The sequence below is a fragment of the Pseudomonas sp. B21-017 genome (assembly GCF_024749245.1).
In the GTDB taxonomy this organism is placed as follows: Bacteria; Pseudomonadota; Gammaproteobacteria; order Pseudomonadales; family Pseudomonadaceae; genus Aquipseudomonas.
The window spans coordinates 5,997,282-6,018,673 of the sequence record NZ_CP087194.1; the positions used below are offsets into that span (position 1 = coordinate 5,997,282).

Sequence of the window (21,392 nt, forward strand, 5' to 3'; positions counted from 1 at the left end):
AGGGAAATGCGTGCACGTGAGATCAGGCCGGCCGGTAGGCCGCCTTGCTTTTGATTTTGACGCACCGCCCCCTCGAGAGGCCGAGTGGAGGTTCTGCGCAGTGGGCCCACGGAGCAGGACCGGAGTGAGGGCATGCCGAGCCTAGGCGAGGCACCGAATGGAGGGGCAAAAGCGCTTTGGTTACTTTCGCCTGGGCCGGCATTCCGGCTTTTCGAAAGTGACTCGCTGTAAAAGCGAAACCGCCAGCCGCCGTGACCGCAGAAACGGATATGTACTCCATCAAAAACGGGAAGCCCCTAAGGCCGATGCATGAGATAGGCATCACCCGTCACCCGAATCATCGGATGAGGAACGACCTGGCAAGTTTTGACGATCCCAAAACCATGGCGCTCATAAAAACGCCGGGCCCCGGTATTCGCTGCATAGTCGATCAGGCTCAGGCCGTTGAGTTCCAGTTGATCGGCGCGCTGTTGAGCATGCTCGAGAAAGCGCACACCAAGCCCCTTGTTGCGCCACCCTTCATGCAGGGCCAGGCTTGAAATATAGAGGGTATCGGGGACTTCCATGTCGGCGTAAGGCGCCAGGACCGGATCAGTCACGGGAGCTGCCAACGGATCGTGACGCGTCACGTAACTGTGCATCATGCCGATGACCCGCCCCTGTGCCTGCGCGATAACGCAGTTCTGATAGGAGAAATCGACATCTTCACGGGCGTAACGAATGGCCCCCACTTCCAACAGATCCTGCCCGGGCTCCGCCAGCTGGCTCCAGATGTAATCCGAAGCCCCCTCTGACGAAATCTGGAACAAACGGGCAATCTCGCGCGCATCCGTGCGCAGAGCCGGACGAAATTCAACTTCCATTGATGTAACTCCCCAGAATACGAGCGACCTGCTTAGCGTGCAGGTTGATACGTAACAACCGGCCAGGCCAACGGTTTTATGGCCGGTTGTCGCTGTGGATCAACCCTGACGGACCACGCCTTCTTCAATCAGCAACTTGAGGATGGCTTCGGCGCCCGCCTGCGCGGTCACGCCCTTGAGCACTTGCCCACCGCCGCCACTGGCCTTGGCCGTCGCGGCCTTCATGCGGTCGGCACCGCTCTTGGCCTTGATCACTTTCAGGCGCTTGGGTCGTGGCTTGGCCGGTTGCAACGTGGCTACCGCCAGCAGTTCATCGTCGACCACTTCAACTTCATCTGCCTGCAATACCCCGCGTCGCGCCGGACCGTAGGCACTTTGCCGAGGCTTGGGCGCTGCGTTATCCACAGTCGCCAGAAACGGCAGGCGCACTTTCAAGCGACGGCGCTGACCGCGCGGCAAGGCCTGCAGAACCAGCGCCGAACCACCGTCGATGGATTCGACTTGCGCCAAACCCACCACCAGCGGCCAGCCGAGGCTTTCGGCCAGCAGGAACGGCAACATGCCCGAGCCTTCACCGGTTTCCGCCTGGCTGCCGGTCAACACCACCTGCGCCCCGGCGTCACGCAAATAGTCGGTCAACGCTGGCAGCGCATCTGCGCCGACCGGTTGTTCCAGCACATGCAACTGTTCCAGGCCCATGCCCAGATAGGCACGCAGCGCCGGTTCCGCAACGTCGCCAGCGTGCAGCACTTGCAGGTTATCCCCAGCCAGCTGCAGACCCAGCTCAACGGCCCGCGCGTCCTGCTCGGCGCGGCGTGGCCGGCCGGAAGTCGGGTGGGCGCCGATGGACACCAGGCTGATGATTTTCGTGCTCATAACCCTTTCCTTCCCTTAAGCCGCATCGCGCTTGGCGTCGTTGCGGTAAGCCTCTACCGCATCGATCAAGGCTTGAAGAATCTCGGCGCTCTCGCCGATCACCGACAGGTCGGCCCGTTTGATCATGTCGCAACCCGGATCGAGGTTGATCGCCACCACCTTGTCGCAGGCACCGATGCCTTGCAGGTGCTGGATCGCCCCGGAAATCCCCACCGCCACGTAAACCCGCGCGGTTACCCAGGTGCCGGACGCGCCGACCTGACGGTCGCGCGCCATGAAACCATCGTCCACCGCCACCCGCGACGCACCTTCGGTCGCGCCCAACGCTTCGGCCGTCCTGTGGAAAAGTCCCCAGTCCTTGACACCGTTGCCGCCAGAGAAGATGAACTCGGCTTCGGCCATCGGAATCGCCGCCGGGTCCACCGCCACCGCGCCCAGATCTTCGATCCGCGACAGGCTGCGAGCGACCGTTGTGGATAACTCCACCGGCAACGCTTCGTGACGGGTTTCGCTGACCGGTTCGGCGCATTCGGCAGCCGCCAAAATCAAGCGGGCCACCGGCCGCGCAAGGTCCTGCAAACCGGCACCGGCACGGCCGATGCATTCCTGATCCTTGACCTGCCAGACCCGTGTGGCCGGACGTTCGCCCAGTGCGGCAGCAAAGCGTCGACCCAGTTCGCCGCCACCACTGCGGCTGTCCGGCAGCAGCCAGTGACGCGGGCTGAACTGGTTATCCACAGCCCGCAGGCCCTGGACGCGTTGTTCCGGTGCATAACCACTGAATTCATCGCCTTCCAGTACCAGCAAGCGGTCAACGCCTGCCGTGGCGAAGGTGTTTTCCTTGTGCTCACCGAAGACCACCGCCAGTACCGCGCCGTCCTTGCCGGCCAACTGATGGGCCAAGCCGAGCAAATCGCGGTCGTGGCTGCTCAAGCGGCCGCCGACCATGTCCGGCACCACGCTGATGTAGAACGCGGGTGCAGCCACTTGATGCAGCGGCAATTGCACTTCAACCGCGGCCGAGCGTTTCGTCGCCCCGCCCTGCTGAGCGCCACTGCGGTCGATCCGTTTGATCCCGTTGGGACCGATAAAACCGATCCCGTGGGGATTCTTGCGGATGACGCCGTTAGGCCCCATCCAGCTGTGTTGCACCGGTTGCATGGCCGCGTGCAGCGGGTGCAGACGGTTGCGGGCGATCCATTCAGCGCGAGGGTCGCGGCGGATAATGTCGCTCATCAATGCACCTCCGCAGGTTCACGTTTGGCCGGTGCCGAAGGCTTTCCCGGCGCGGCGTCTTCAAGCAGCGCATCAGCCACCAGTTCGGCGATGTCCTTGATCAATGGCCGTGGCTCGACCACGCCCTCAAGCATCGCGGTGCACTGTGGACAACCCACGGCCACCAGTTCGGCGCCGGTTTCGCGGATGTCTTCCATGCGCATGTCAGGGATCCGTTGCTTGCCCGGAATGTCGGTGATCGGCGCACCGCCACCGCCGCCGCAGCAGCGCGAACGGAAACCGGAACGTTGCATTTCCTTGATCTCGATGCCCAGGGCGCGCAGCACTTCGCGTGGCGCCTCGTATTCGCCGTTGTAGCGGCCGAGGTAGCACGGGTCGTGATAAGTCACGCTGTTGCCTTTGTGCTGACCGAGGTTCAGTGCGCCTTCGCCAATGATCTCCGCCATGTAAGTGCTGTGGTGCTGCACGAGGTAGTTGCCATCGAAGGCGCCGTATTCGTTTTTCAGCACATGGAAGCTGTGCGGGTCGCAGGTGACGATGCGGTTGAAGCGGTATTTGGCCAGGGTCTGGATGTTGCGTTTGGCCAACAGCTGGAACGTCGCCTCGTCGCCCAGACGCCGGGCCACGTCACCGCTGTCGCGCTCTTCAAGGCCCAGCACTGCGAAGTCGACCTTGGCCGCTTTCAGCACTTTGACGAAGGCACGCAGGGTGCGCTGGTTGCGCATGTCGAAGGCACCGTCGCCGACCCAGAACAGCACGTCGGTGGTTTTCTTTTCGCTGAGCAGGTTCAGGTTCAGATCCGCCGCCCAGTTCATCCGCCCGCCCGGCGCGAAGCCGCCAGGGTTGTCGGTGGCGATCAGGTTTTCCAGGACCTCGGCGCCCTTGTTCGGGGTCGCGCCTTTTTCCAGGGTCAGATGGCGGCGCATGTCGACGATGGCATCGACGTGCTCGATCATCATCGGGCACTCCTCGACGCAGGCGCGGCAGGTGGTGCAGGACCACAGGGTTTCAGCGTCCACCAGACCGTTGACGATCGGTTGATGCGGATTACCGGCGTGCTCACCGATCGGCTTGCCTGGGTAAGGGCTGCCGGCAAACTTGGCATCCGTACCACCGGCCAGGCCGACGACCATGTCCTGAATCAGTTTTTTCGGGTTCAGCGGCTGGCCGGCGGCGAACGCCGGGCACGCAGCTTCACATTTACCGCACTGCACGCAGGCGTCGAAGCCGAGCAGTTGGTTCCAGGTGAAATCCTTGGGTTTTTCCACGCCCAGTGGCGCGGTCGGGTCGTTCAGATCCAGCGGCTTCAAGCCAGTGGAACGACCGCCGCCAAACCGTTCGGAGCGACGGTGCCAAGCCAGGTGCAAGGCACCGGCGAAGGCGTGCTTCATCGGCCCGCCCCAGGTCATGCCGAAGAACAGTTCCGACACGCCCCACAGCACACCGACGCCGAGAATCGCCGCCAGTACCCAGCCACCGAAGTTTTCCGGAAGGATGCCCGTCACCGGCAGGGTCAACAGGAAGAACGACGCCGAGAACGCCAGCAGGCTTTTCGGCAGGCGCATCCACGGACCTTTGGACAAGCGGGCCGGTGGGTTGCGGCGGCGCAGGAAGACAAAGATCGCACCGACGAACATCACTGCCGTCATCAACAGCAGTGCATAACCGAGGATGCGGTTATGCAGGCCGAAACCGTGAACCAGAATCGCCAGCACAATGGACGCCACCGCACCACCGGCCGTGGCGACGTGTGTATTGGCGATGTATTTGTCCCGCGCGACGACGTGGTGCAAATCGACCATGTAACGCTTGGGCATGGCGAACAGACCGCCGATCAGGTCGACTTTCGAAGCCCGGCCCTGACGCCACATAGCCACCCGCCGCAACGCGCCCAGGACAGCCAGGCCCAGGGCAGCGAACAACAGGATTGGAAGAAGGGTGTTCAACATGGTGGAGCTCCCAAAGACCTCGGGGTCATGTGCGTGCCGATGAGAGCGACGCACCTACTTGTGGCGAGGGAGCTTGCTCCCGCTGGAGTGCGAAGCGCTCCCAAAACAGTCTCAGGTGTACACCTGATACACCTCGACTGCAGGTTTTGGGGCTGCTTCGCAGCCCAGCGGGAGCCAGCTCCCTCGCCACAGGTGACGGTGGTAAATCCGTTAGAAATCCTTGCACAACCGCAGCGCGTCGTAGATCGCCGCGTGAGTGTTGCGCTGGGCCACGCAGTCACCGATGCGGAACAGCAAGTAGCCGTCGCCCGCCTGGCTCAGCGAAGGTTGTGGCTTGATCGCGAACAGGGCTTCGATGTCCATCTGGCCTTTGTTGCGCGAGCCTTCCTTCATGGCGTAGTAGATTTCTTCGTCCGGACGCACGCCATTCTCGACGACCACCTGGTCAACCACCCGCTCCTCTTTGGCGCCGGTGTATTCGTTTTCCAGTACCGCCACCAGCTTGTCGCCTTCGCGATAGACCTTTTCCAGCATCATGTCGCCGGTCATGATCACTTCTTTCGGGTACATGCTGCGGTAGTAAGTCGGGAACGACGTACCGCCGATGGCCACGCCCGGCTTGATGTCGTCAGTGACGATCTCGACCTGGCTGCCTTTGTCGGCGAGGAAGTCGGCTGTCGACATCCCGGTGAACTCGCAAATGGTGTCGTAGACCAGCACGTTCTTGCCCGGCGCCACTTTGCCGTCGAGGATGTCCCAGCTGCTGACCACCAGGCCTTCAGCCGCACCCCAGTGCTCGTTCTGCTCCAGGAACGGATGGCCGCCAACGGCGAGCACCACGACGTCCGGACGCAGGTCGAGAATGGTCGCCGCATCCGCCGCCACGCCCAGGCGCAGGTCGACTTTCAAACGCGCCAGTTCCAGCTGGAACCAACGGGTGATACCGGCGATCTGGTCCCGTTGCGGGGCTTTCGAGGCGGTAGTGATCTGCCCGCCGATGAATTCTTTCTTCTCGAACAGGGTCACGTCGTGGCCACGTTCAGCGGATACACGAGCAGCTTCCATCCCGGCAGGGCCGGCACCGACGATCACGACTTTGCGCTTCGGCCCGGTGGATTTCTCGATGATGTGCGGCACGCCCATGTATTCACGGGAGGTCGCGGCGTTCTGGATGCACAAGACGTCCAGGCCCTGGTACTGACGGTCGATGCAGTAGTTGGCGCCCACGCACTGTTTGATCTGGTCGACCTGGCCCATCTTGATCTTGGCGATCAGGTGCGGGTCGGCGATGTGAGCGCGGGTCATGCCGACCATGTCGACGTAACCGCCTTCCAGAATACGGGTTGCCTGGTTCGGGTCCTTGATGTTCTGCGCGTGCAGCACAGGAGCCTTCACCACTTCCTTGATACCGGCGGCCAGGTGCAGGAACGGCTCCGGTGGATAACTCATGTTCGGAATAACGTTGGCCAGGGTGTTGTGAGTGTCGCAACCCGAGCCCACGACACCGATGAAGTCGATCATGCCGGTGTCGTCGTAGTACTTGGCGATCTGCTTCATGTCCTCATGGCTCAGGCCATCAGGGTGGAATTCGTCACCACAGATACGGATACCAACGCAGAAGTCCGGACCGACTTCCTTGCGCACAGCCTTGATCACTTCCAGGCCGAAACGCATGCGGTTCTCGAAGCTGCCGCCCCATTCGTCGGTACGCTTGTTGACTCGCGGGCTCCAGAACTGGTCGATCATGTGCTGGTGCACGGCAGACAGCTCGACGCCATCCAGGCCACCGGCCTTGGCACGCGCAGCGGCGCTGGCGTAGTTGCCGATCACCCGCCAGATTTCTTCCGGCTCGATGGTTTTGCAGGTCGCGCGGTGCACCGGCTCGCGGATGCCCGACGGCGACAGCAGGGTTGGCCAATGCTCACCGTCCCAGCGGGAGCGGCGACCCATGTGGGTAATCTGGATCATGATCTTGGCGCCATGCTTGTGCATGGCATCGGCCAGATTCTGGAAGTGCGGAATAATCCGGTCGTCGGCCAGGTTGACCGACTTCCACCAGCCTTGCGGGCTGTCGATGGCCACGCTGGAGGAACCGCCGCAAATCGCCAGGCCGATCCCGCCCTTGGCTTTCTCTTCGTAATACTTGACGTACCGATCGGTGGTCATGCCGCCGTCGGTGGCGTAGACCTCAGCGTGCGCGGTGCTGAGCACGCGGTTGCGGATGGTCAGTTTGCCGATCTGGATCGGCTGGAACATTGCTTCGAAAGCCATGGCGGGTTCCTCGACTTACAACGGCTTGACGGTGAACAAACCGTCGTCGTGGCCTTCTTCGGAGCCACCGTAAACTTGTTCGGCGACGGTGCGGATCTTGCTGCCGCGAGCAGCCAGGATCTGGTCCATGGCGCCGGCGAACCAGCCAGTGAACATGTAGTCGACCTTGCGCCCGACCTTGCCGTACACGTAGACGAATGCGGAGTGTTCGAGCTTGACGCTGGCGGTGCCTTTGTCGAGGTCGATGTCCTGGATCTTGAACAGACCCCAGCCGCGCTGCGACAGGCGCTTCATGTAGTGCTCGAACACCGCGACGCCTTCCAGGCCATGGCACTCAGCTTCTTTTTCACACCAGTGCCAGGCGGACTTGTAGCCGGCCTTGTAGAGGATTTCGGCGTAGGCGTCGGCGCCCAGCACTTCCTCGATGCCCATGTGGTTGTTGACGAAGAAGTGACGCGGAACGTACAGCATCGGCAGGGCGTCGGAGGTCCAGACACCGGTTTCGCTGTCGACTTCGATTGGCAATTGCGGGGCGATCTTGGCCATGGAAACTTAACTCCAGAAAATTCGTTGTGTTGCCCCCGGCACGGACGGCCGGGGGAAAGGATTCTTCAGATGCGGCGGCTTATTCGCCCCAAACGTCTTTCAAAACGTTGACCCAGTTTTCGCCCATGATCTTGCGCACCACGCGCTCGGAATGGCCGCGCTTGAGCAGGGTTTCGGTCAGGTTCGGGAACTCGCCCACGGTGCGGATGCCCAGCGGGTTGATGATCTTGCCGAAGCTGGTCAGACGGCGGGCGTAGCCCTTGTCATGGGTCAGGTATTCGAAGAAGTCCTGGCCATGACCCTGGGTGAAGTCGGTGCCGATGCCGATGGCGTCTTCGCCGACGATGTTCATGGTGTATTCGATGGCTTCGGCGTAATCGTCGATGGTCGAATCGATACCCTTGGCCAGGAACGGCGCGAACATGGTCACGCCGACGAAACCGCCGTGATCGGCGATGAACTTCAGTTCTTCATCGGACTTGTTGCGCGGGTGCACTTTCAGGCCCGACGGCAGGCAATGGGAGTAGCAGACCGGCTTCTTGGATTCGAGGATGACTTCTTCGGAGGTCTTCGAGCCGACGTGGGACAGGTCGCACATGACACCGACGCGGTTCATCTCGGCAACGATTTCACGACCGAAACCCGACAGGCCGCCATCGCGCTCATAGCAACCGGTACCGACCAGGTTCTGGGTGTTGTAGCACATCTGCACAATACCGACGCCCAGCTGCTTGAAAACCTCGACATAGCCGATCTGGTCTTCGAAGGCGTGAGCGTTCTGGAAGCCGAACAGGATGCCGGTCTTGCCCTGCTCCTTGGCTTTGCGGATGTCGGCGGTAGTGCGCACCGGGATCACCAGGTCGCTGTTCTCGCGAATCAGCTTCTGACTGGCGGCGATGTTGTTGACGGTGGCCTGGAAGCCCTCCCACACCGACACGGTGCAGTTGGCCGCGGTCAGACCGCCCTTGCGCATGTCTTCGAACAGCTCACGGTTCCACTTGGCAATAATCAGGCCGTCGATAACGATGCTGTCGGCGTGTAATTCGGCTGGGCTCATCAGGCAGTCCCCTATTAACGATTCATGCGCCGAATCGTGTGCCGGCGCTTTGGGGCCAGCATATGCCTGAGGGACGGTGCAGCCGGGTGCAAAAACGACAGGGGAATTGCCGAAAGCGTCAATCCGCGACAAAGGGTCGCCAACCGACATGATTGCCTACCTGTTCAAGCCCGTTCGCATGGGCCAGAATTCGTCGCATCACCGAATGTTTCACTGAATTAAGGGCGGCGACGCAATGAAATCCATCTTCTTGGCTTTGGCACTGATAGCGACCGGCGTACAGGCGGCCGAAGGGGCCGACGACAACCCCTGTGACGCCGTCGAAAACGAAGTCCAGACCCTGGAATGCTCGGCTTACAGCAGAAACACCGCCGAACAGCTGCTGAGCGACAACTACCAAGGCCTGAACGAACGCATGCAAACGCGCTACGGCAGCAACAAGGCGCAACTGGCCGACATCACCGCAAAAATCAAAACTGCGCAACAACAATGGCTGAAGACCCGGGATGCCGATTGCGCGGTGGAAGCGTTCCCGGCGACGAGCGGCAGCAAGGCGTTCAACATTGCGCAAAATGATTGCGTGGCACGGATGAGTGACGAGCGGTCGGAGTTTTTGGAGTCGATTGGGCAGGAATAAAAACATAAAAATGGAGAATCATTTGATCCCACACGAAGTAGTCAGCCGCATCGTCGATGGCGCACCCCCTGCTCGTGCCTGGCGTGAACACCTGAACCTTACGCAGGATGAAGTGGCCAGACGCATGGGCATCTCCCAACCAGCCTTTGCCCAGCAGGAAACGGTTGCCAAGCCCCGCAAGGCCACGCGTGAGAAAATCGCCGCGGCTTTTGGCATCACCGCCAATCAACTAGAGCTGTAAGCTGCACGCCAACATCGGAAAAGGGATTGAAATGAAAATCTGCGGCATCGAAATCAAAGGCAGCGAAGCAATCCTTGCCGTGGCCTCCCTCGACGATCAGGGGCTGACCCACGTCGCGCTGGCCACCAAGAAAATCGCCCTCGACAATGACGACGAAGCCGCCAACGTCAAAGTCTTTGCCGCTCAGGTGGCGTCGTTTATTCGTGAGAATTCAATCGACCGCATCGCGATCAAAAAGCGCAGCAAGAAAGGTGAGTTCGCCGGTGGGCCGACCACGTTCAAGATCGAAGGGGTTTTCCAGTTACTGGAAAATTGCGAGGTAACGCTGCTGTCGCCGCAAACCATCAATGCGCAGAACAAAAAGTTTGACTTTGAACTGCCGGCCACGCTGAACAAGTATCAGCACGAGGCCTACAAAGCGGCCTGCTCGGTGCTGATGAAGAAGTAAAAACGACACATCTCCTGTAGGAGCGAGGCTTGCCCGCGAAGGCGTCGTGTCAGACAACAATGATTTCGAATGTGCCGGCCTCTTCGCGGGCAAGCCTCGCTCCTACAGGGGTCGGTTTCAGGCCTTCTGGCTTTGTCGGCGATCCTCCCGCGGGCACCGCTCAAACCTCGCCCGATAACTGCGGGTGAAATACGACGGCGATTCAAACCCGCAGGCGATACTCACCTCCAGCACACTCATGTCCGTCTGGCGCAGCAGCTGCCGCGCCTTCTCCAGCCTTAGTCGCAGATAGAAATTGCTCGGCGTGTCGTGCAGGTGCAGGCGAAACAGGCGCTCTAGCTGACGCCGGGTCACTTTGATCGATTCCGCCAGCTCCAAAGTGCTGAGCGGCGGTTCGCTGTGCTGTTCCATCTCCCCAATGACATGCACCAGTTTCTTGTTGCTGATGCCATATCGCGTGGCGACTTCCATGCGTTGGTGATCTTTGCGCGGGCGAATGCGCCCGAGTACGAATTGTTCGCTGACCTGAATCGCCAGTTCCGGGCCATGGGCCTGACCGATGAGGTCAAGCATCAGGTCGATCGAGGCGGTGCCGCCGGCGGAGGTGATACGCCGTCGGTCAATCTCGAACAGTTCCTGGGTGACGCTCAGCTGTGGATAAGATTCCTTGAAGGCGTCGATCGCTTCCCAGTGCAGGGTCAGGCGATGGCCGTCGAGCAGGCCGGCTTCGGCGAGGATGAAACTGCCGGTGTCGATGGCGCCGAGGGTTACGCCTTCGTTGTCCAGCCGACGTAACCAATGCTCCAGGGCCGGGGTAGCGAACTTCAGCGGTTCGAAACCGGCGACCACCAACAGGGTTGCGCCTTTCTTCAGCGGCTCCAGCGCTGCATCGGCGTTGACCGACATGCCGTTACTGGCCAGAACCGCCCCGCCATCGGCGCTCAACACATGCCAGCGGTACAACTCGCCGCGAAAGCGATTGGCGACCCGCAGCGGCTCGATCGCCGAGATAAAACCGATCGCCGAAAAACCCGGCATCAACAAGAAGTAGAAATCCTGGGACATGGAGCGCACTCGACTGGCAGGCAACGAGAGGGCGGGAAGCGTGTGGACGTTGATACGCCACTTGCCAGCAGCATTCAAGTGCGCAGGTCGCCGCAGTGCAAGAGCTGGTCGCCGCAGTGCGCTTTCACGGGGGCTTTGCTGCGTAACTTGGCATCACCGGCGCATCAGACACCGGAACCCACAATAAACGACCTGCCGAGGAACCCCGACATGAAACGACTGATCAGCAGCTGTGTTCTTGCACTCAGCGGTACCGCTTTCTTGAGCGCCAGTGTCATGGCAGCCGAACCCGCGTCGTGCCAGAACGTGCGCATGGGCGTAGTGAACTGGACCGACGTGATCGCCACCAGCGCCATGACCCAGGTCCTGCTCGACGGCCTCGGCTACAGCACCAAACAAACCAGCGCCTCCCAGCAAATCGTCTTTGCCGGCATTCGCGACCAGCGCCTGGATTTGTTCCTGGGCTACTGGAACCCGCTGATGACCCAGACCATCACGCCGTTTGTCGATGCCAAGCAGGTCAAAGTGCTTGAAGCGCCAAGCCTCAAGGACGCCCGCGCCACCCTGGCAGTACCGACTTACCTTGCCGACAAGGGCCTGAAAACTTTCGCCGACATCGCCAAGTTTGAAAAAGAACTGGGCGGCAAGATTTACGGCATCGAACCTGGCTCGGGCGCCAACACCCAGATCAAGGCGATGATCGCCAAGAACCAGTTCGGCCTCGGCAAGTTCCAGCTGGTCGAGTCCAGCGAAGCCGGCATGCTGGCGGCAGTAGATCGCGCGGTACGCCGCAAGGAAGCCGTGGTGTTCTTCGGCTGGGCGCCGCACCCGATGAACGTCAACGTGAAGATGACCTACCTCACCGGCAGCGACGACGCCCTCGGTCCGAACGAAGGCATGGCCACGGTCTGGACCGTCACCTCGCCGAACTACGCGCAGCAATGCCCGAACGTCGGTCGCTTGCTGAGCAACCTGACGCTCACCGCCGAAGACGAGAGCCGGATGATGCAGCCGCTGCTGGATCACAAGGACGCTTTCGAATCGGCCAAACAGTGGCTCAAGGATCACCCGCAAGACAAGCAACGCTGGCTTGAAGGCGTGACCACATTCGATGGCAAGCCGGCCGCTGAAAACCTGAAGCTGACCAGCAAATAGAACCGAAATGAACCACCGATTCGCAGCCCGATGCGGGCTGCGAGCGGAATCGCCACGCCCAAGCTCCACCAAAAAACTCCAGCCTGAAGGAAACCGCCTCATGAACCACGACGTCATCATCACCTGCGCACTCACCGGTGCTGGCGACACGACCGCCAAGAGCCCACACGTGCCGGTCACCCCGAAACAAATCGCTGCCGCCGCCGTGGAAGCCGCCAAGGCGGGCGCTACCGTGGTCCACTGCCACGTTCGCGACCCACAAACCGGCAAGTTCAGCCGTGACGTGGCGCTGTACCGCGAAGTGATGGAGCGCATCCGCGAGGCGGACGTCGACATCATCGTCAACCTCACTGCCGGCATGGGCGGCGACCTGGAAATCGGCGCAGGCGAGAACCCGATGGAGTTCGGTCCGAACACCGATCTGGTCGGCCCACTGACCCGTCTGGCCCACGTTGAAGAATTGCTGCCAGAAATCTGCACCCTGGATTGCGGCACCCTGAACTTCGGCGACGGCGACACCATTTACGTCTCCACCCCGGCGCAACTCCGGGCCGGCGCGAAGCGAATTCAAGAGCTGGGCGTCAAGCCTGAGCTGGAAATTTTCGACACCGGTCACCTGTGGTTCGCCAAGCAGATGATCAAGGAAGGTCTGCTGGATAACCCGTTGTTCCAGCTGTGCCTGGGCATCCCGTGGGGTGCGCCAGCGGATACCACCACCATGAAAGCCATGGTCGACAACCTGCCGGCCAATGCGGTCTGGGCGGCGTTCGGCATCGGGCGCATGCAGATGCCGATGGCGGCGCAAGCGGTGCTGCTCGGTGGCAACGTGCGGGTCGGCCTGGAAGACAACCTGTGGCTGGACAAGGGCGTACTGGCGACCAACGGCCAACTGGTCGAACGCGCCTCGGAAATCCTCAGCCGCCTCGGCGCCCGCGTTCTGACCCCGGCAGAAGGCCGGGCAAAAATGGGCCTGACCAAGCGCGGTTGAAACAAATCACCCTTTCCCCCTGTGGGAGCGAGTTTGCTCGCGATGACGGTTGTCCTGCCGCAGATAACGCATCGGTTGTACCGGCGTCATCGCGAGCAGGTTCGCTCCCACATTTTTTTTGAGCCCAATTCAGGAAGTCGCCATGAGCTTTATCACTGATATCAAAACCTTCGCAGCACTGGGCAGCGGTGTCATCGGCAGCGGCTGGGTGTCCCGCGCCCTCGCCCACGGCCTCGATGTGGTGGCCTGGGATCCGGCACCCGGTGCCGAAGCGGCGCTGCGCAAACGTGTCGCCAATGCCTGGGGCGCGCTGGAGAAACAAGGCCTGGCACCCGGCGCATCGCAGGATCGGCTGCGCTTTGTCGCCACCATCGAAGAATGTGTTCGCGACGCGGATTTCATTCAGGAAAGCGCCCCTGAGCGTCTGGAACTGAAACTGGAACTGCACAGCAAAATCAGCGCGGCGGCCAAGCCCAATGCGTTGATCGGTTCCAGCACCTCGGGACTGTTGCCGAGCGAGTTTTACGAGAGTTCGACGCACCCGGAACGCTGCGTGGTCGGGCACCCGTTCAACCCGGTTTATCTGCTGCCATTGGTGGAAGTGGTCGGCGGCAAGAACACCGCGCCAGAAGCGGTGCAAGCGGCGATGAAAGTCTATGAATCCCTGGGGATGCGCCCGCTGCATGTGCGCAAGGAAGTACCGGGATTTATCGCCGACCGTTTGCTCGAAGCCTTGTGGCGTGAGGCGCTGCACCTGGTCAACGACGGCGTGGCGACCACGGGTGAAATCGACGATGCGATTCGTTTTGGCGCGGGTCTGCGCTGGTCGTTCATGGGCACCTTCCTGACTTACACCCTGGCAGGCGGCGATGCCGGGATGCGGCACTTCATGGCGCAGTTCGGGCCAGCGTTGCAGCTGCCCTGGACGTACCTGCCGGCACCGGAGCTGACCGACAAGTTGATTGACGATGTGGTGGATGGCACCAGCGATCAGTTGGGCACACACAGCATCTCGGCACTGGAACGCTATCGTGACGATTGCTTGCTGGCGGTGCTGGAGGCGGTGAAAACCACCAAAGAGAAGCATGGGATGGCCTTCAGCGAATAAACACACACCCTGTGGCGAGGGAGCTTGCTCCCGCTCGGCCGCGAAGCGGTCGTAAAACCAGCAAACGCGATTTGACTGATACCTCGCATCCACCGGTTTTGGGACTGCTTCGCAGTCCAGCGGGAACAAGCTCCCTCGCCACACATGTGTACACCAGCGATTATCTGTGGAGTTCCACCATGCCCACCCTCACCACCTACCAAACCAGAATCATCCCCGATTGGGTCGACTACAACGGCCATCTGCGCGATGCCTTCTACCTGCTGATTTTCAGCTACGCCACTGACGCGTTGATGGACCGGCTGGGTATGGACAGCAACAACCGCGAGGCCAGCGGCCACTCGCTGTTTACCCTCGAACTGCACCTCAATTACCTGCACGAAGTGAAACTCGATGCCGACGTCGAAGTGCATACGCAGATCATCGGCCACGACCGCAAGCGCCTGCACCTCTACCACAGCCTGCATCTGGTGGGCGGTGACAAGGAGCTGGCGGGCAATGAACAGATGCTGCTGCACGTCGACCTCGCCGGGCCGCGATCCGCGCCATTCAGCGAAGAAACCTTGAGCAAGCTACAGGCCATTGTCGCTGATCAAGCCGACTTGCCCGCACCCGCCTGGATCGGCCGAGTGATCGCATTACCCCCCGAAAAATAACAAGGAGCCCGCCATGAACACCGCCGCCGCTTTTGCCGATTTCCGCACCTATCCATTGATCAGCGCGTTGAACGCCGTGCACACCCTGGCGGACCGCATTCAAGTGAAGTGGGCGGACGGTCGGGTCAGCCCTTTTCATCATCAATGGCTGCGGGACAACTGCCCGTGCCCACAGTGCGTCTACACGGTGACGCGTGAGCAAGTGCTGGAAATCGTCGATGTCGCAGAGCACCTGATGCCTGAAAACGCCACCGTCGATGCCGAAGGCTGCCTGTGCGTCGATTGGCAGGATGGCCACCTCAGCCGCTTCGATCCGGGCTGGCTGCGGGCCCATGCCTATGACGACGAGTCCCGCGCCGAACGCCAGGCCGGAAAACCGAAAGCCAGGCTTTGGCACAGCGATTTGCAGCTGCCAGTGTTCGAATACCTGGCCCTGATGGAGAACAACGACGCCTTGTTGCAATGGCTGCTGGCCGTGCGCGATATCGGCCTGACTCAAGTACGCGGAGTCCCCACCGAGCCGGGCTCGCTGAAGCTGATCGCCCAACGGATTTCGTTCATCCGCGAGAGCAATTTCGGCGTGCTGTTCAACGTGCAATCCAAGGCCGATGCCGACAGCAATGCCTACACCGCCTTCAACCTGCCACTGCACAGCGATTTGCCGACCCGGGAGTTGCAACCGGGGCTGCAATTTCTGCATTGCCTGGTGAATGACGCCGACGGTGGCGAGAGTATTTTCGTCGACGGTTTTGCCATCGCCCAAGCTTTGCGTCAGGAAGATCCAGAGGCGTTTCAAGCCTTGTGTGAAATCCCCGTGGAGTTCCGCAACAAGGACCGCCACAGCGACTACCGCTGCCTGGCGCCGATCATCGCGCTGGATGCATTCGGGCAAGTGTCGGAAATCCGCATGGCGAACTTTCTGCGCGGGCCATTCGATGCTTCAGTGGAGCAGATGCCCAGGCTGTATCGCGCTTACCGGCGTTTCATTGCGATGACCCGCGAGCCGCGCTTCCGAGTGATGACACGGCTCAACCCCGGCGAGTTGTGGTGCTTCGACAACCGCCGCACCCTCCACGCCCGCAACGCCTTCGACCCCGCCACCGGCGCCCGGCATTTCCAGGGTTGCTATGTCGACCGGGATGAATTGCTGTCGCGCATTCTCGTTTTACAACGCTAGACCGCGTCATCGTTCATCGCGGGCAAGCCTCGCTCCCACAGGTTACTCACGCCCCCTGTGGGAGCGTGGCTTGTCGGATCGCCGCACCGCCGCGATGGCGTCCGCACAAACAACACAAATTCTGGATTCGCAGGCAAAAAAAACCCCGATCAAGCCGTGACAAGATCGGAGCTGAGGAGGGTACTGTTGAGGAGCTGTTGCGCGAGGGTGACCAAACCTTCGTGATGCCAGCTGAGTCCAGTGTGCCTACTCCCATCCTTAGCAAGTTAGCCGAAAACGACCTGTTCATAGGTATTGCGGCCATTGCGACAAATCGTCCTTGCCGACGCCTACAGCCCCTACCAGAATCGAACCACGACACCGTTCCCTGAAGAAGGATTGCGTCATGATGTACGCCGATTTGATAGACCAGGAAGACCTGTTGAGCCAGCTGAAAGCGTTGGGGTTTTCAGTGCCCCCCGGCGCAACCGCCGAGCAAGCCTGCGAATGCGCAGTACGGGGCTTGAACAACGAGCGGGCAATCGAACTGCGGACCATGGTCAAGCAGATGTACACCAGCAGCGCGTCAATCCAGCCGGCCGTGCGTCAGGCCATTGACAAGCAACTGTTACCGGCATTGGCGCAGTACCAACAGAGCCATAGCGCCTGATTTCCGGGGTGTGAACACTTTGTGGCGAGGGAGCAAGCTCCCTCGCCACAATAGTTTGCCTGGTTTAGAGCCTTACGCTGGCAAACGTCGATTCATTACGCGCCTGGCTCAACGCCGACAGCGGCCCGGACAACGGCGACAGCACCAGTGCTTGCGGCAGCGGCATCATCGCCACTTGTTGCGTGGTATTGGAGCCTACGCGCTCGTCACGCGGCGGAATGCCGAAGTATTCGCGGTAGCACTTGGAGAAGTGCGGCGTGGACACGAACCCGCACACCGACGCCACTTCGATGATCGACATCGGCGTTTGCTTGAGCAATTGCCGAGCACGGATCAGGCGCAGTTTCAGGTAGTAACGCGACGGCGAGCAGTGCAGGTATTTCTGGAACAGCCGCTCCAGCTGACGACGCGAAACGGCGACATAAACCGCCAGTTCATCGAGGTCGATCGGCTCTTCGAGGTTAGCCTCCATCAGCGCCACGATTTCCTGCAGTTTCGGCTGGTTGGTGCCTAGCATGTGCTTGAGCGGCACGCGCTGGTGATCCTGCTCGTTGCGGATGCGCTCGTAAACGAACATCTCCGAAATCGCGGCCGACAGCTCACGACCGTGATCACGGCTGATCAGGTGCAGCATCATGTCCAGCGGCGCGGTGCCGCCGGAGCTGGTGAACCGGTTACGGTCGAGGGTGAACAGCCGGGTGCTCATGGCCACTCGCGGGAAAGCTTCCTGCATAGCGGCCAGACATTCCCAGTGCACGCTGCAATCGAAACCGTCCAGCAGGCCGGCGCACGCAAGGGCCCAGCTGCCGGTGCAGACCGCGCCGAGACGACGGGACTGACGCGCCTGGCTTTGCAGCCACGACACATGCTCACGGGTTACGGTGCGCTGAATGCCGATACCGCCGCAGACAATGACGGTGTCCATGGGTGGTGCTTTGTGCATGGAGGCGTCGGGGGTGATCTGCAGGCCGTCACTGGCCCAGACCTGACCGCCATCGACGGTGAGCGTGGTCCAGCGGTACAGCTCGCGACCGGACAATTGGTTGGCCATGCGCAGGGGTTCTACTGCGGAGGCCAGAGAAATCAGCGTGAAATTGTCCAGCAGCAGAAAGCCGATGGATTGAGGCGCACGGTTCTGGGGTTGGGCCCCGGAGTTGAACGTCGTCATCGCGGTATCTCCTCACACAAAGCGGGTGATGGCCTCAGGCGGAGGCTCTTTTTATTGCCATCGTTCTCGCGTGGGAGACGGGCTTTGTAATGACAGAGCAATTGCCATGCCTAAATTGAATGCGCGTTCAATAACTCCTGAAAACGACGTCGCGATGCGTCTAGATATGGCGCGCAGAGATAAGAGGTTAAAAGTGCCATCAAAGGCCCCAAACCCGTGCCCCCGTTGCGTGTGAGCAAATCGGTAGCACTTGTGGGAACAGGTCTGCGACGCGGCGGTCAAGAGTGTCACCGCTGGCACAGGTGACGAACGGTCAGGGTTTGAATTTGATCCCCGACCGGGGAGCCGGGCTTGCCTGTTTGCGACGCGCCAAAAGGTGGCGCGTTTTGATGCGCGTGTTCAATTGGTGCGCAGTTTTGACTGGTCTTGTGTAGTGCATGAGGTCTTTGTGGAGAGGAGGCTTGCCCCCTCTCCACAGGTCAACTCGGTTTCAGCACTCCACCGCGCTAACCGCCAAGCCACCGCGCGACGTCTCTTTATATTTGTCGTGCATGTCGGCACCGGTATCACGCATGGTGCGGATCACCCGGTCCAGCGAGATAAAGTGCTGGCCGTCACCGCGCAGCGCCATCTGCGCGGCGTTGATCGCTTTCACCGCAGCAATCGCATTGCGCTCGATGCACGGTACCTGCACCAACCCGCCCACCGGGTCGCAGGTCAAGCCGAGGTTATGCTCCAGGCCGATTTCCGCCGCGTTACACAACTGCTCCGGCGTGGCACCAAGAACCTCCGCCAACCCGGCCGCCGCCATGGCGCAAGCCGAACCGACTTCACCCTGGCAACCGACTTCGGCACCGGAGATCGAGGCGTTCTTTTTGCACAGAATCCCTACCGCCGCGGCACTGAGGAAGTAATCGACCACATTGGCGTCGGTCACTGCCTCGCTGAATTTCATAAAGTAGTGCAACACCGCCGGAATGATCCCCGCCGCACCGTTGGTCGGCGCCGTTACCATGCGCCCGCCGGCAGCGTTTTCTTCGTTGACCGCCAACGCGAACAGGTTGACCCACTCCATCGCGCTCAAGGTCGAGCCGATCACGTTGGGCTTGTTCAGCTCTTGCAAGCTGCGGTGCAACTTGGCCGCGCGACGGCGCACATTAAGACCGCCGGGCAGGATGCCTTCGTGCTTGAGGCCTTGCTCCACACAATCCTGCATGGCGCGCCAGAGCTTCATCAGGCCACTGCGGATTTCTTCTTCGCTGCGCCAGACTTTCTCGTTGGCCATCATCAATTCGGCCACGCGCAGGTTGTGCTTCTTGCACAGGCTGAGCAATTCGACGGCACTGGAGAAGTCGTAAGGCAGCACGGTGTTATCCAGATCCACCACACCGCTGGAAGCTTGCGCCTCGTCGACGACAAAACCGCCGCCGATGGAATAGTAGGTATCGCGATGCAGCTCGCCGTGATCGCCTTCGGCGACCAGGGTCATGGCGTTCGGATGGAACGGCAGGTTCTCGTCGATCAGACGCATGTCCCGAGCCCAGATGAACGGGACCGACAAGCGGCCGTCGAGCAATAGCGTGTGAGTTTCACGCAAGGCTTCTATACGGATGCCGATTTGCGACGGATCGATCGCGTCGGGCCACTCGCCCATCAACCCCATGATCACCGCGTTGTCGCTGCCGTGGCCGATGCCGGTGGCCGAGAGCGATCCGTATAGCTGAACTTCGATGCGACACACCTGCTCCAGAAGCCCCCGCTCGCGCAAACCTTGCACGAACAGCGCCGCGGCGCGCATAGGCCCCACGGTGTGCGAACTGGAAGGGCCGATGCCGATTTTGAACAAGTCGAAAACGCTGATAGCCATTACTGCTGAACTCCTGGATGTGCCTGCTCCAGGCGCAAAAGCGCCCAGTGACGGAGCTGCTACGCTCAAGCTGCAATCCGTCGAGATGGCCGCATCATCAGGCTTTTACCATGTCGTTCAACGTCTCACACCGACGCACTCATGCCCACTAGCGCCGCAGGTCTCTTACGCAATGTTTTCGCCGTTTTTTTGCGGATCAGCGGGGCAAATCGGGCTGAAAAAAGCTGTAAACGACGTCACCGACACTGGATGCGACCATCCCTGTACTGGTTACGACGCACCCTGTAGGCGTCAGATTTTCACTGGTACATGATCGTATCGACTCGATTGCAAGGCGCTGTGGTAGAGCTGTCTCCAAAACGCCATCCAACCGCAACAGATAAGTGCGGTGGTCCAGTCGGAACACTGCCAAAAAAAACACTTAGGAGTCGCCCCTATGAAAGGTTCCCCGTCGTTGTTGTTGGCCGCCATGCTGAGTCTGCCGTTCCTGGCTCAAGCCGCAGAGCCGGCCCAATGCAGCACCGTAAACTTCTCCGATGTCGGCTGGACGGACATTACCGCGACCACCGCGACCACCAGCGTTGTGCTCAACGCCCTCGGCTACAAGACCAAGACCACGATGATTTCCGTGCCGGTGACCTACAAGTCCCTGGCCGACGGCAAGAACATGGACGTGTTCCTGGGTAACTGGATGCCGACCATGGAAAACGACATCAAGGCCTATCGGGATGCCGGCACCGTGGAAACCGTGCGCACCAACCTCAAAGGTGCCAAATACACCCTCGCCGTACCACAAGCGCTGTACGACAAAGGGCTGCATGACTTTGCCGACATCGCCAAATTCAAGAAAGAACTCGACGGCAAGATCTACGGTATCGAGCCAGGCAACGACGGCAACCGTCTGATCCAGAGCATGATCGACAAAGACGCCTTCGGTCTCAAAACCGCCGGTTTCAAAGTCGTCGAGTCCAGCGAAGCGGGCATGTTGTCGCAAGTCGACCGTGCGCAAAAACGCGACACCGCCGTGGTGTTCCTCGGCTGGGCACCGCACCCGATGAACAAACGTTTCAAGATTCAGTACTTGACCGGTGGCGATGACTTCTTCGGCCCGGATTTCGGTGCTGCCACCGTTGCGACCAACACTCGCAAGGGGTATACCCAAGAGTGCAGCAACGTCGGCCAACTGCTGAAAAACCTGGAGTTCACCGTCGACATGGAGAGTACGCTGATGGGCAACATCCTGGACGACAAGATGAAGCCTGAAGCGGCCGCCAAGGCCTGGCTGAAAAAGAACCCACAGGTGCTCGATACCTGGCTCGCTGGCGTGACCACCATTGACGGTAAACCAGGCCTGGAGGCCGTGAAAGCCAAGCTCGCGCAGTAATCGCTTACGCCGGGCAGGCTCGCCTGCCCGGGCTGTTTATTTCCTTGCATG

General features: G+C 60.6%; 19 protein-coding genes and 1 pseudogene. 10 read left to right on the forward strand and 10 right to left on the reverse strand.

Features of this window, described 5'->3' with window-relative positions; translation table 11 throughout:
* Window positions 1–296: 296 nt before the first annotated feature.
* The 7 genes from LOY28_RS27310 to LOY28_RS27340 form a co-directional block, all read right to left on the reverse strand.
* Window positions 297–863: a GNAT family N-acetyltransferase gene (locus LOY28_RS27310; protein ID WP_018928787.1), complete on the reverse strand. Its 567-nt coding sequence runs from the start codon at window positions 861–863 to the stop codon at window positions 297–299.
* Between the two features lie 99 nt (window positions 864–962).
* Entirely contained in the window at window positions 963–1,739 is a 777-nt protein-coding gene (locus LOY28_RS27315) for an electron transfer flavoprotein subunit beta (RefSeq protein ID WP_018928786.1), read from the reverse strand.
* A 15-nt stretch (window positions 1,740–1,754) separates the two neighbouring features.
* Entirely contained in the window at window positions 1,755–2,975 is a 1,221-nt protein-coding gene (locus tag LOY28_RS27320) for an electron transfer flavoprotein subunit alpha/FixB family protein (RefSeq protein ID WP_258612766.1), read from the reverse strand.
* A complete protein-coding gene (gene dgcB, locus LOY28_RS27325; protein ID WP_258612767.1) occupies window positions 2,975–4,924 on the reverse strand; it encodes a dimethylglycine demethylation protein DgcB in 1,950 nt (649 codons plus the stop codon). Before dgcB ends, LOY28_RS27320 begins: the two co-directional genes overlap by 1 nt.
* A 210-nt stretch (window positions 4,925–5,134) precedes the next feature.
* Window positions 5,135–7,195: a dimethylglycine demethylation protein DgcA gene (dgcA, locus tag LOY28_RS27330; protein WP_007938000.1), complete on the reverse strand. Its 2,061-nt coding sequence runs from the start codon at window positions 7,193–7,195 to the stop codon at window positions 5,135–5,137.
* 15 nt (window positions 7,196–7,210) lie between these two features.
* Entirely contained in the window at window positions 7,211–7,741 is a 531-nt protein-coding gene (locus tag LOY28_RS27335) for a DUF5943 domain-containing protein (RefSeq protein ID WP_007926354.1), read from the reverse strand.
* Between the two features lie 79 nt (window positions 7,742–7,820).
* Window positions 7,821–8,798, reverse strand: a complete 978-nt coding sequence (locus LOY28_RS27340) for a dipeptidase (RefSeq protein ID WP_007907542.1) — start codon at window positions 8,796–8,798, stop codon at window positions 7,821–7,823.
* A gap of 235 nt (window positions 8,799–9,033) precedes the next feature.
* On the opposite strand from LOY28_RS27340, the gene LOY28_RS27345 reads away from it, so the two are divergent.
* The 3 genes and pseudogenes from LOY28_RS27345 (at window position 9,034) to LOY28_RS27355 (ending at window position 10,124) form a co-directional block, all read left to right on the forward strand.
* Window positions 9,034–9,435, forward strand: a complete 402-nt coding sequence (locus LOY28_RS27345) for a lysozyme inhibitor LprI family protein (protein ID WP_018928783.1) — start codon at window positions 9,034–9,036, stop codon at window positions 9,433–9,435.
* A gap of 7 nt (window positions 9,436–9,442) precedes the next feature.
* Window positions 9,443–9,676: pseudogene (locus LOY28_RS27350) on the forward strand (helix-turn-helix domain-containing protein); the annotation flags it as partial.
* A gap of 31 nt (window positions 9,677–9,707) precedes the next feature.
* Window positions 9,708–10,124 carry a DUF3010 family protein gene (locus tag LOY28_RS27355; RefSeq protein WP_258612768.1) on the forward strand — a complete coding sequence of 139 codons (417 nt, stop codon included), beginning with the start codon at window positions 9,708–9,710 and terminating at the stop codon, window positions 10,122–10,124.
* A 117-nt stretch (window positions 10,125–10,241) separates the two neighbouring features.
* Here LOY28_RS27355 and LOY28_RS27360 read toward each other — a convergent pair whose 3' ends face one another.
* Entirely contained in the window at window positions 10,242–11,189 is a 948-nt protein-coding gene (locus LOY28_RS27360) for a GlxA family transcriptional regulator (protein WP_064620848.1), read from the reverse strand.
* Between the two features lie 210 nt (window positions 11,190–11,399).
* On the opposite strand from LOY28_RS27360, the gene LOY28_RS27365 reads away from it, so the two are divergent.
* The 6 genes from LOY28_RS27365 to LOY28_RS27390 all read left to right on the forward strand — a co-directional run bounded on the left by LOY28_RS27365 (window position 11,400) and on the right by LOY28_RS27390 (window position 16,922).
* Complete coding sequence (locus tag LOY28_RS27365; protein ID WP_258612769.1) at window positions 11,400–12,344, forward strand: choline ABC transporter substrate-binding protein; 945 nt, start codon at window positions 11,400–11,402, stop codon at window positions 12,342–12,344.
* Window positions 12,345–12,444: 100 nt separating this feature from the next.
* Window positions 12,445–13,332 (forward strand): 3-keto-5-aminohexanoate cleavage protein, encoded by an 888-nt coding sequence (locus LOY28_RS27370; protein ID WP_019580671.1) that lies wholly within the window; start codon window positions 12,445–12,447, stop codon window positions 13,330–13,332.
* A gap of 142 nt (window positions 13,333–13,474) precedes the next feature.
* Window positions 13,475–14,440 (forward strand): L-carnitine dehydrogenase, encoded by a 966-nt coding sequence (locus tag LOY28_RS27375; protein ID WP_258612770.1) that lies wholly within the window; start codon window positions 13,475–13,477, stop codon window positions 14,438–14,440.
* 179 nt (window positions 14,441–14,619) lie between these two features.
* Entirely contained in the window at window positions 14,620–15,096 is a 477-nt protein-coding gene (locus tag LOY28_RS27380) for a thioesterase family protein (RefSeq protein WP_018928777.1), read from the forward strand.
* Between the two features lie 13 nt (window positions 15,097–15,109).
* Window positions 15,110–16,273, forward strand: a complete 1,164-nt coding sequence (locus LOY28_RS27385; protein WP_258612771.1) for a gamma-butyrobetaine dioxygenase — start codon at window positions 15,110–15,112, stop codon at window positions 16,271–16,273.
* Window positions 16,274–16,658: 385 nt separating this feature from the next.
* Entirely contained in the window at window positions 16,659–16,922 is a 264-nt protein-coding gene (locus LOY28_RS27390) for a hypothetical protein (protein WP_018928775.1), read from the forward strand.
* Window positions 16,923–16,986: 64 nt separating this feature from the next.
* Here LOY28_RS27390 and LOY28_RS27395 read toward each other — a convergent pair whose 3' ends face one another.
* Both LOY28_RS27395 and LOY28_RS27400 read right to left on the reverse strand, forming a co-directional pair.
* Entirely contained in the window at window positions 16,987–18,090 is a 1,104-nt protein-coding gene (locus LOY28_RS27395; protein WP_007975492.1) for a GlxA family transcriptional regulator, read from the reverse strand.
* A gap of 490 nt (window positions 18,091–18,580) precedes the next feature.
* Window positions 18,581–19,957 carry an L-serine ammonia-lyase gene (locus LOY28_RS27400; RefSeq protein WP_018928774.1) on the reverse strand — a complete coding sequence of 459 codons (1,377 nt, stop codon included), beginning with the start codon at window positions 19,955–19,957 and terminating at the stop codon, window positions 18,581–18,583.
* 436 nt (window positions 19,958–20,393) lie between these two features.
* On the opposite strand from LOY28_RS27400, the gene LOY28_RS27405 reads away from it, so the two are divergent.
* Entirely contained in the window at window positions 20,394–21,341 is a 948-nt protein-coding gene (locus tag LOY28_RS27405; protein WP_018928773.1) for a choline ABC transporter substrate-binding protein, read from the forward strand.
* The last annotated feature ends 51 nt before the right edge of the window (window positions 21,342–21,392 follow it).

Coding starts and splice junctions, on each gene's coding strand:
- LOY28_RS27335 (WP_007926354.1), bottom strand. CDS start 7,741: ATGGCCAAGATCGCCCCGCAATTGCCAATCGAAGTCGACAGCGAAACC.
- LOY28_RS27340 (WP_007907542.1), bottom strand. CDS start 8,798: ATGAGCCCAGCCGAATTACACGCCGACAGCATCGTTATCGACGGCCTG.
- dgcB (WP_258612767.1), bottom strand. CDS start 4,924: ATGTTGAACACCCTTCTTCCAATCCTGTTGTTCGCTGCCCTGGGCCTG.
- LOY28_RS27315 (WP_018928786.1), bottom strand. CDS start 1,739: ATGAGCACGAAAATCATCAGCCTGGTGTCCATCGGCGCCCACCCGACT.
- LOY28_RS27385 (WP_258612771.1), top strand. CDS start 15,110: ATGAACACCGCCGCCGCTTTTGCCGATTTCCGCACCTATCCATTGATC.
- LOY28_RS27395 (WP_007975492.1), bottom strand. CDS start 18,090: ATGACGACGTTCAACTCCGGGGCCCAACCCCAGAACCGTGCGCCTCAA.
- LOY28_RS27400 (WP_018928774.1), bottom strand. CDS start 19,957: ATGGCTATCAGCGTTTTCGACTTGTTCAAAATCGGCATCGGCCCTTCC.
- LOY28_RS27370 (WP_019580671.1), top strand. CDS start 12,445: ATGAACCACGACGTCATCATCACCTGCGCACTCACCGGTGCTGGCGAC.
- LOY28_RS27390 (WP_018928775.1), top strand. CDS start 16,659: ATGATGTACGCCGATTTGATAGACCAGGAAGACCTGTTGAGCCAGCTG.
- LOY28_RS27355 (WP_258612768.1), top strand. CDS start 9,708: ATGAAAATCTGCGGCATCGAAATCAAAGGCAGCGAAGCAATCCTTGCC.
- LOY28_RS27360 (WP_064620848.1), bottom strand. CDS start 11,189: ATGTCCCAGGATTTCTACTTCTTGTTGATGCCGGGTTTTTCGGCGATC.
- LOY28_RS27365 (WP_258612769.1), top strand. CDS start 11,400: ATGAAACGACTGATCAGCAGCTGTGTTCTTGCACTCAGCGGTACCGCT.
- LOY28_RS27310 (WP_018928787.1), bottom strand. CDS start 863: ATGGAAGTTGAATTTCGTCCGGCTCTGCGCACGGATGCGCGCGAGATT.
- LOY28_RS27380 (WP_018928777.1), top strand. CDS start 14,620: ATGCCCACCCTCACCACCTACCAAACCAGAATCATCCCCGATTGGGTC.
- LOY28_RS27375 (WP_258612770.1), top strand. CDS start 13,475: ATGAGCTTTATCACTGATATCAAAACCTTCGCAGCACTGGGCAGCGGT.
- LOY28_RS27320 (WP_258612766.1), bottom strand. CDS start 2,975: ATGAGCGACATTATCCGCCGCGACCCTCGCGCTGAATGGATCGCCCGC.
- LOY28_RS27405 (WP_018928773.1), top strand. CDS start 20,394: ATGAAAGGTTCCCCGTCGTTGTTGTTGGCCGCCATGCTGAGTCTGCCG.
- dgcA (WP_007938000.1), bottom strand. CDS start 7,195: ATGGCTTTCGAAGCAATGTTCCAGCCGATCCAGATCGGCAAACTGACC.
- LOY28_RS27345 (WP_018928783.1), top strand. CDS start 9,034: ATGAAATCCATCTTCTTGGCTTTGGCACTGATAGCGACCGGCGTACAG.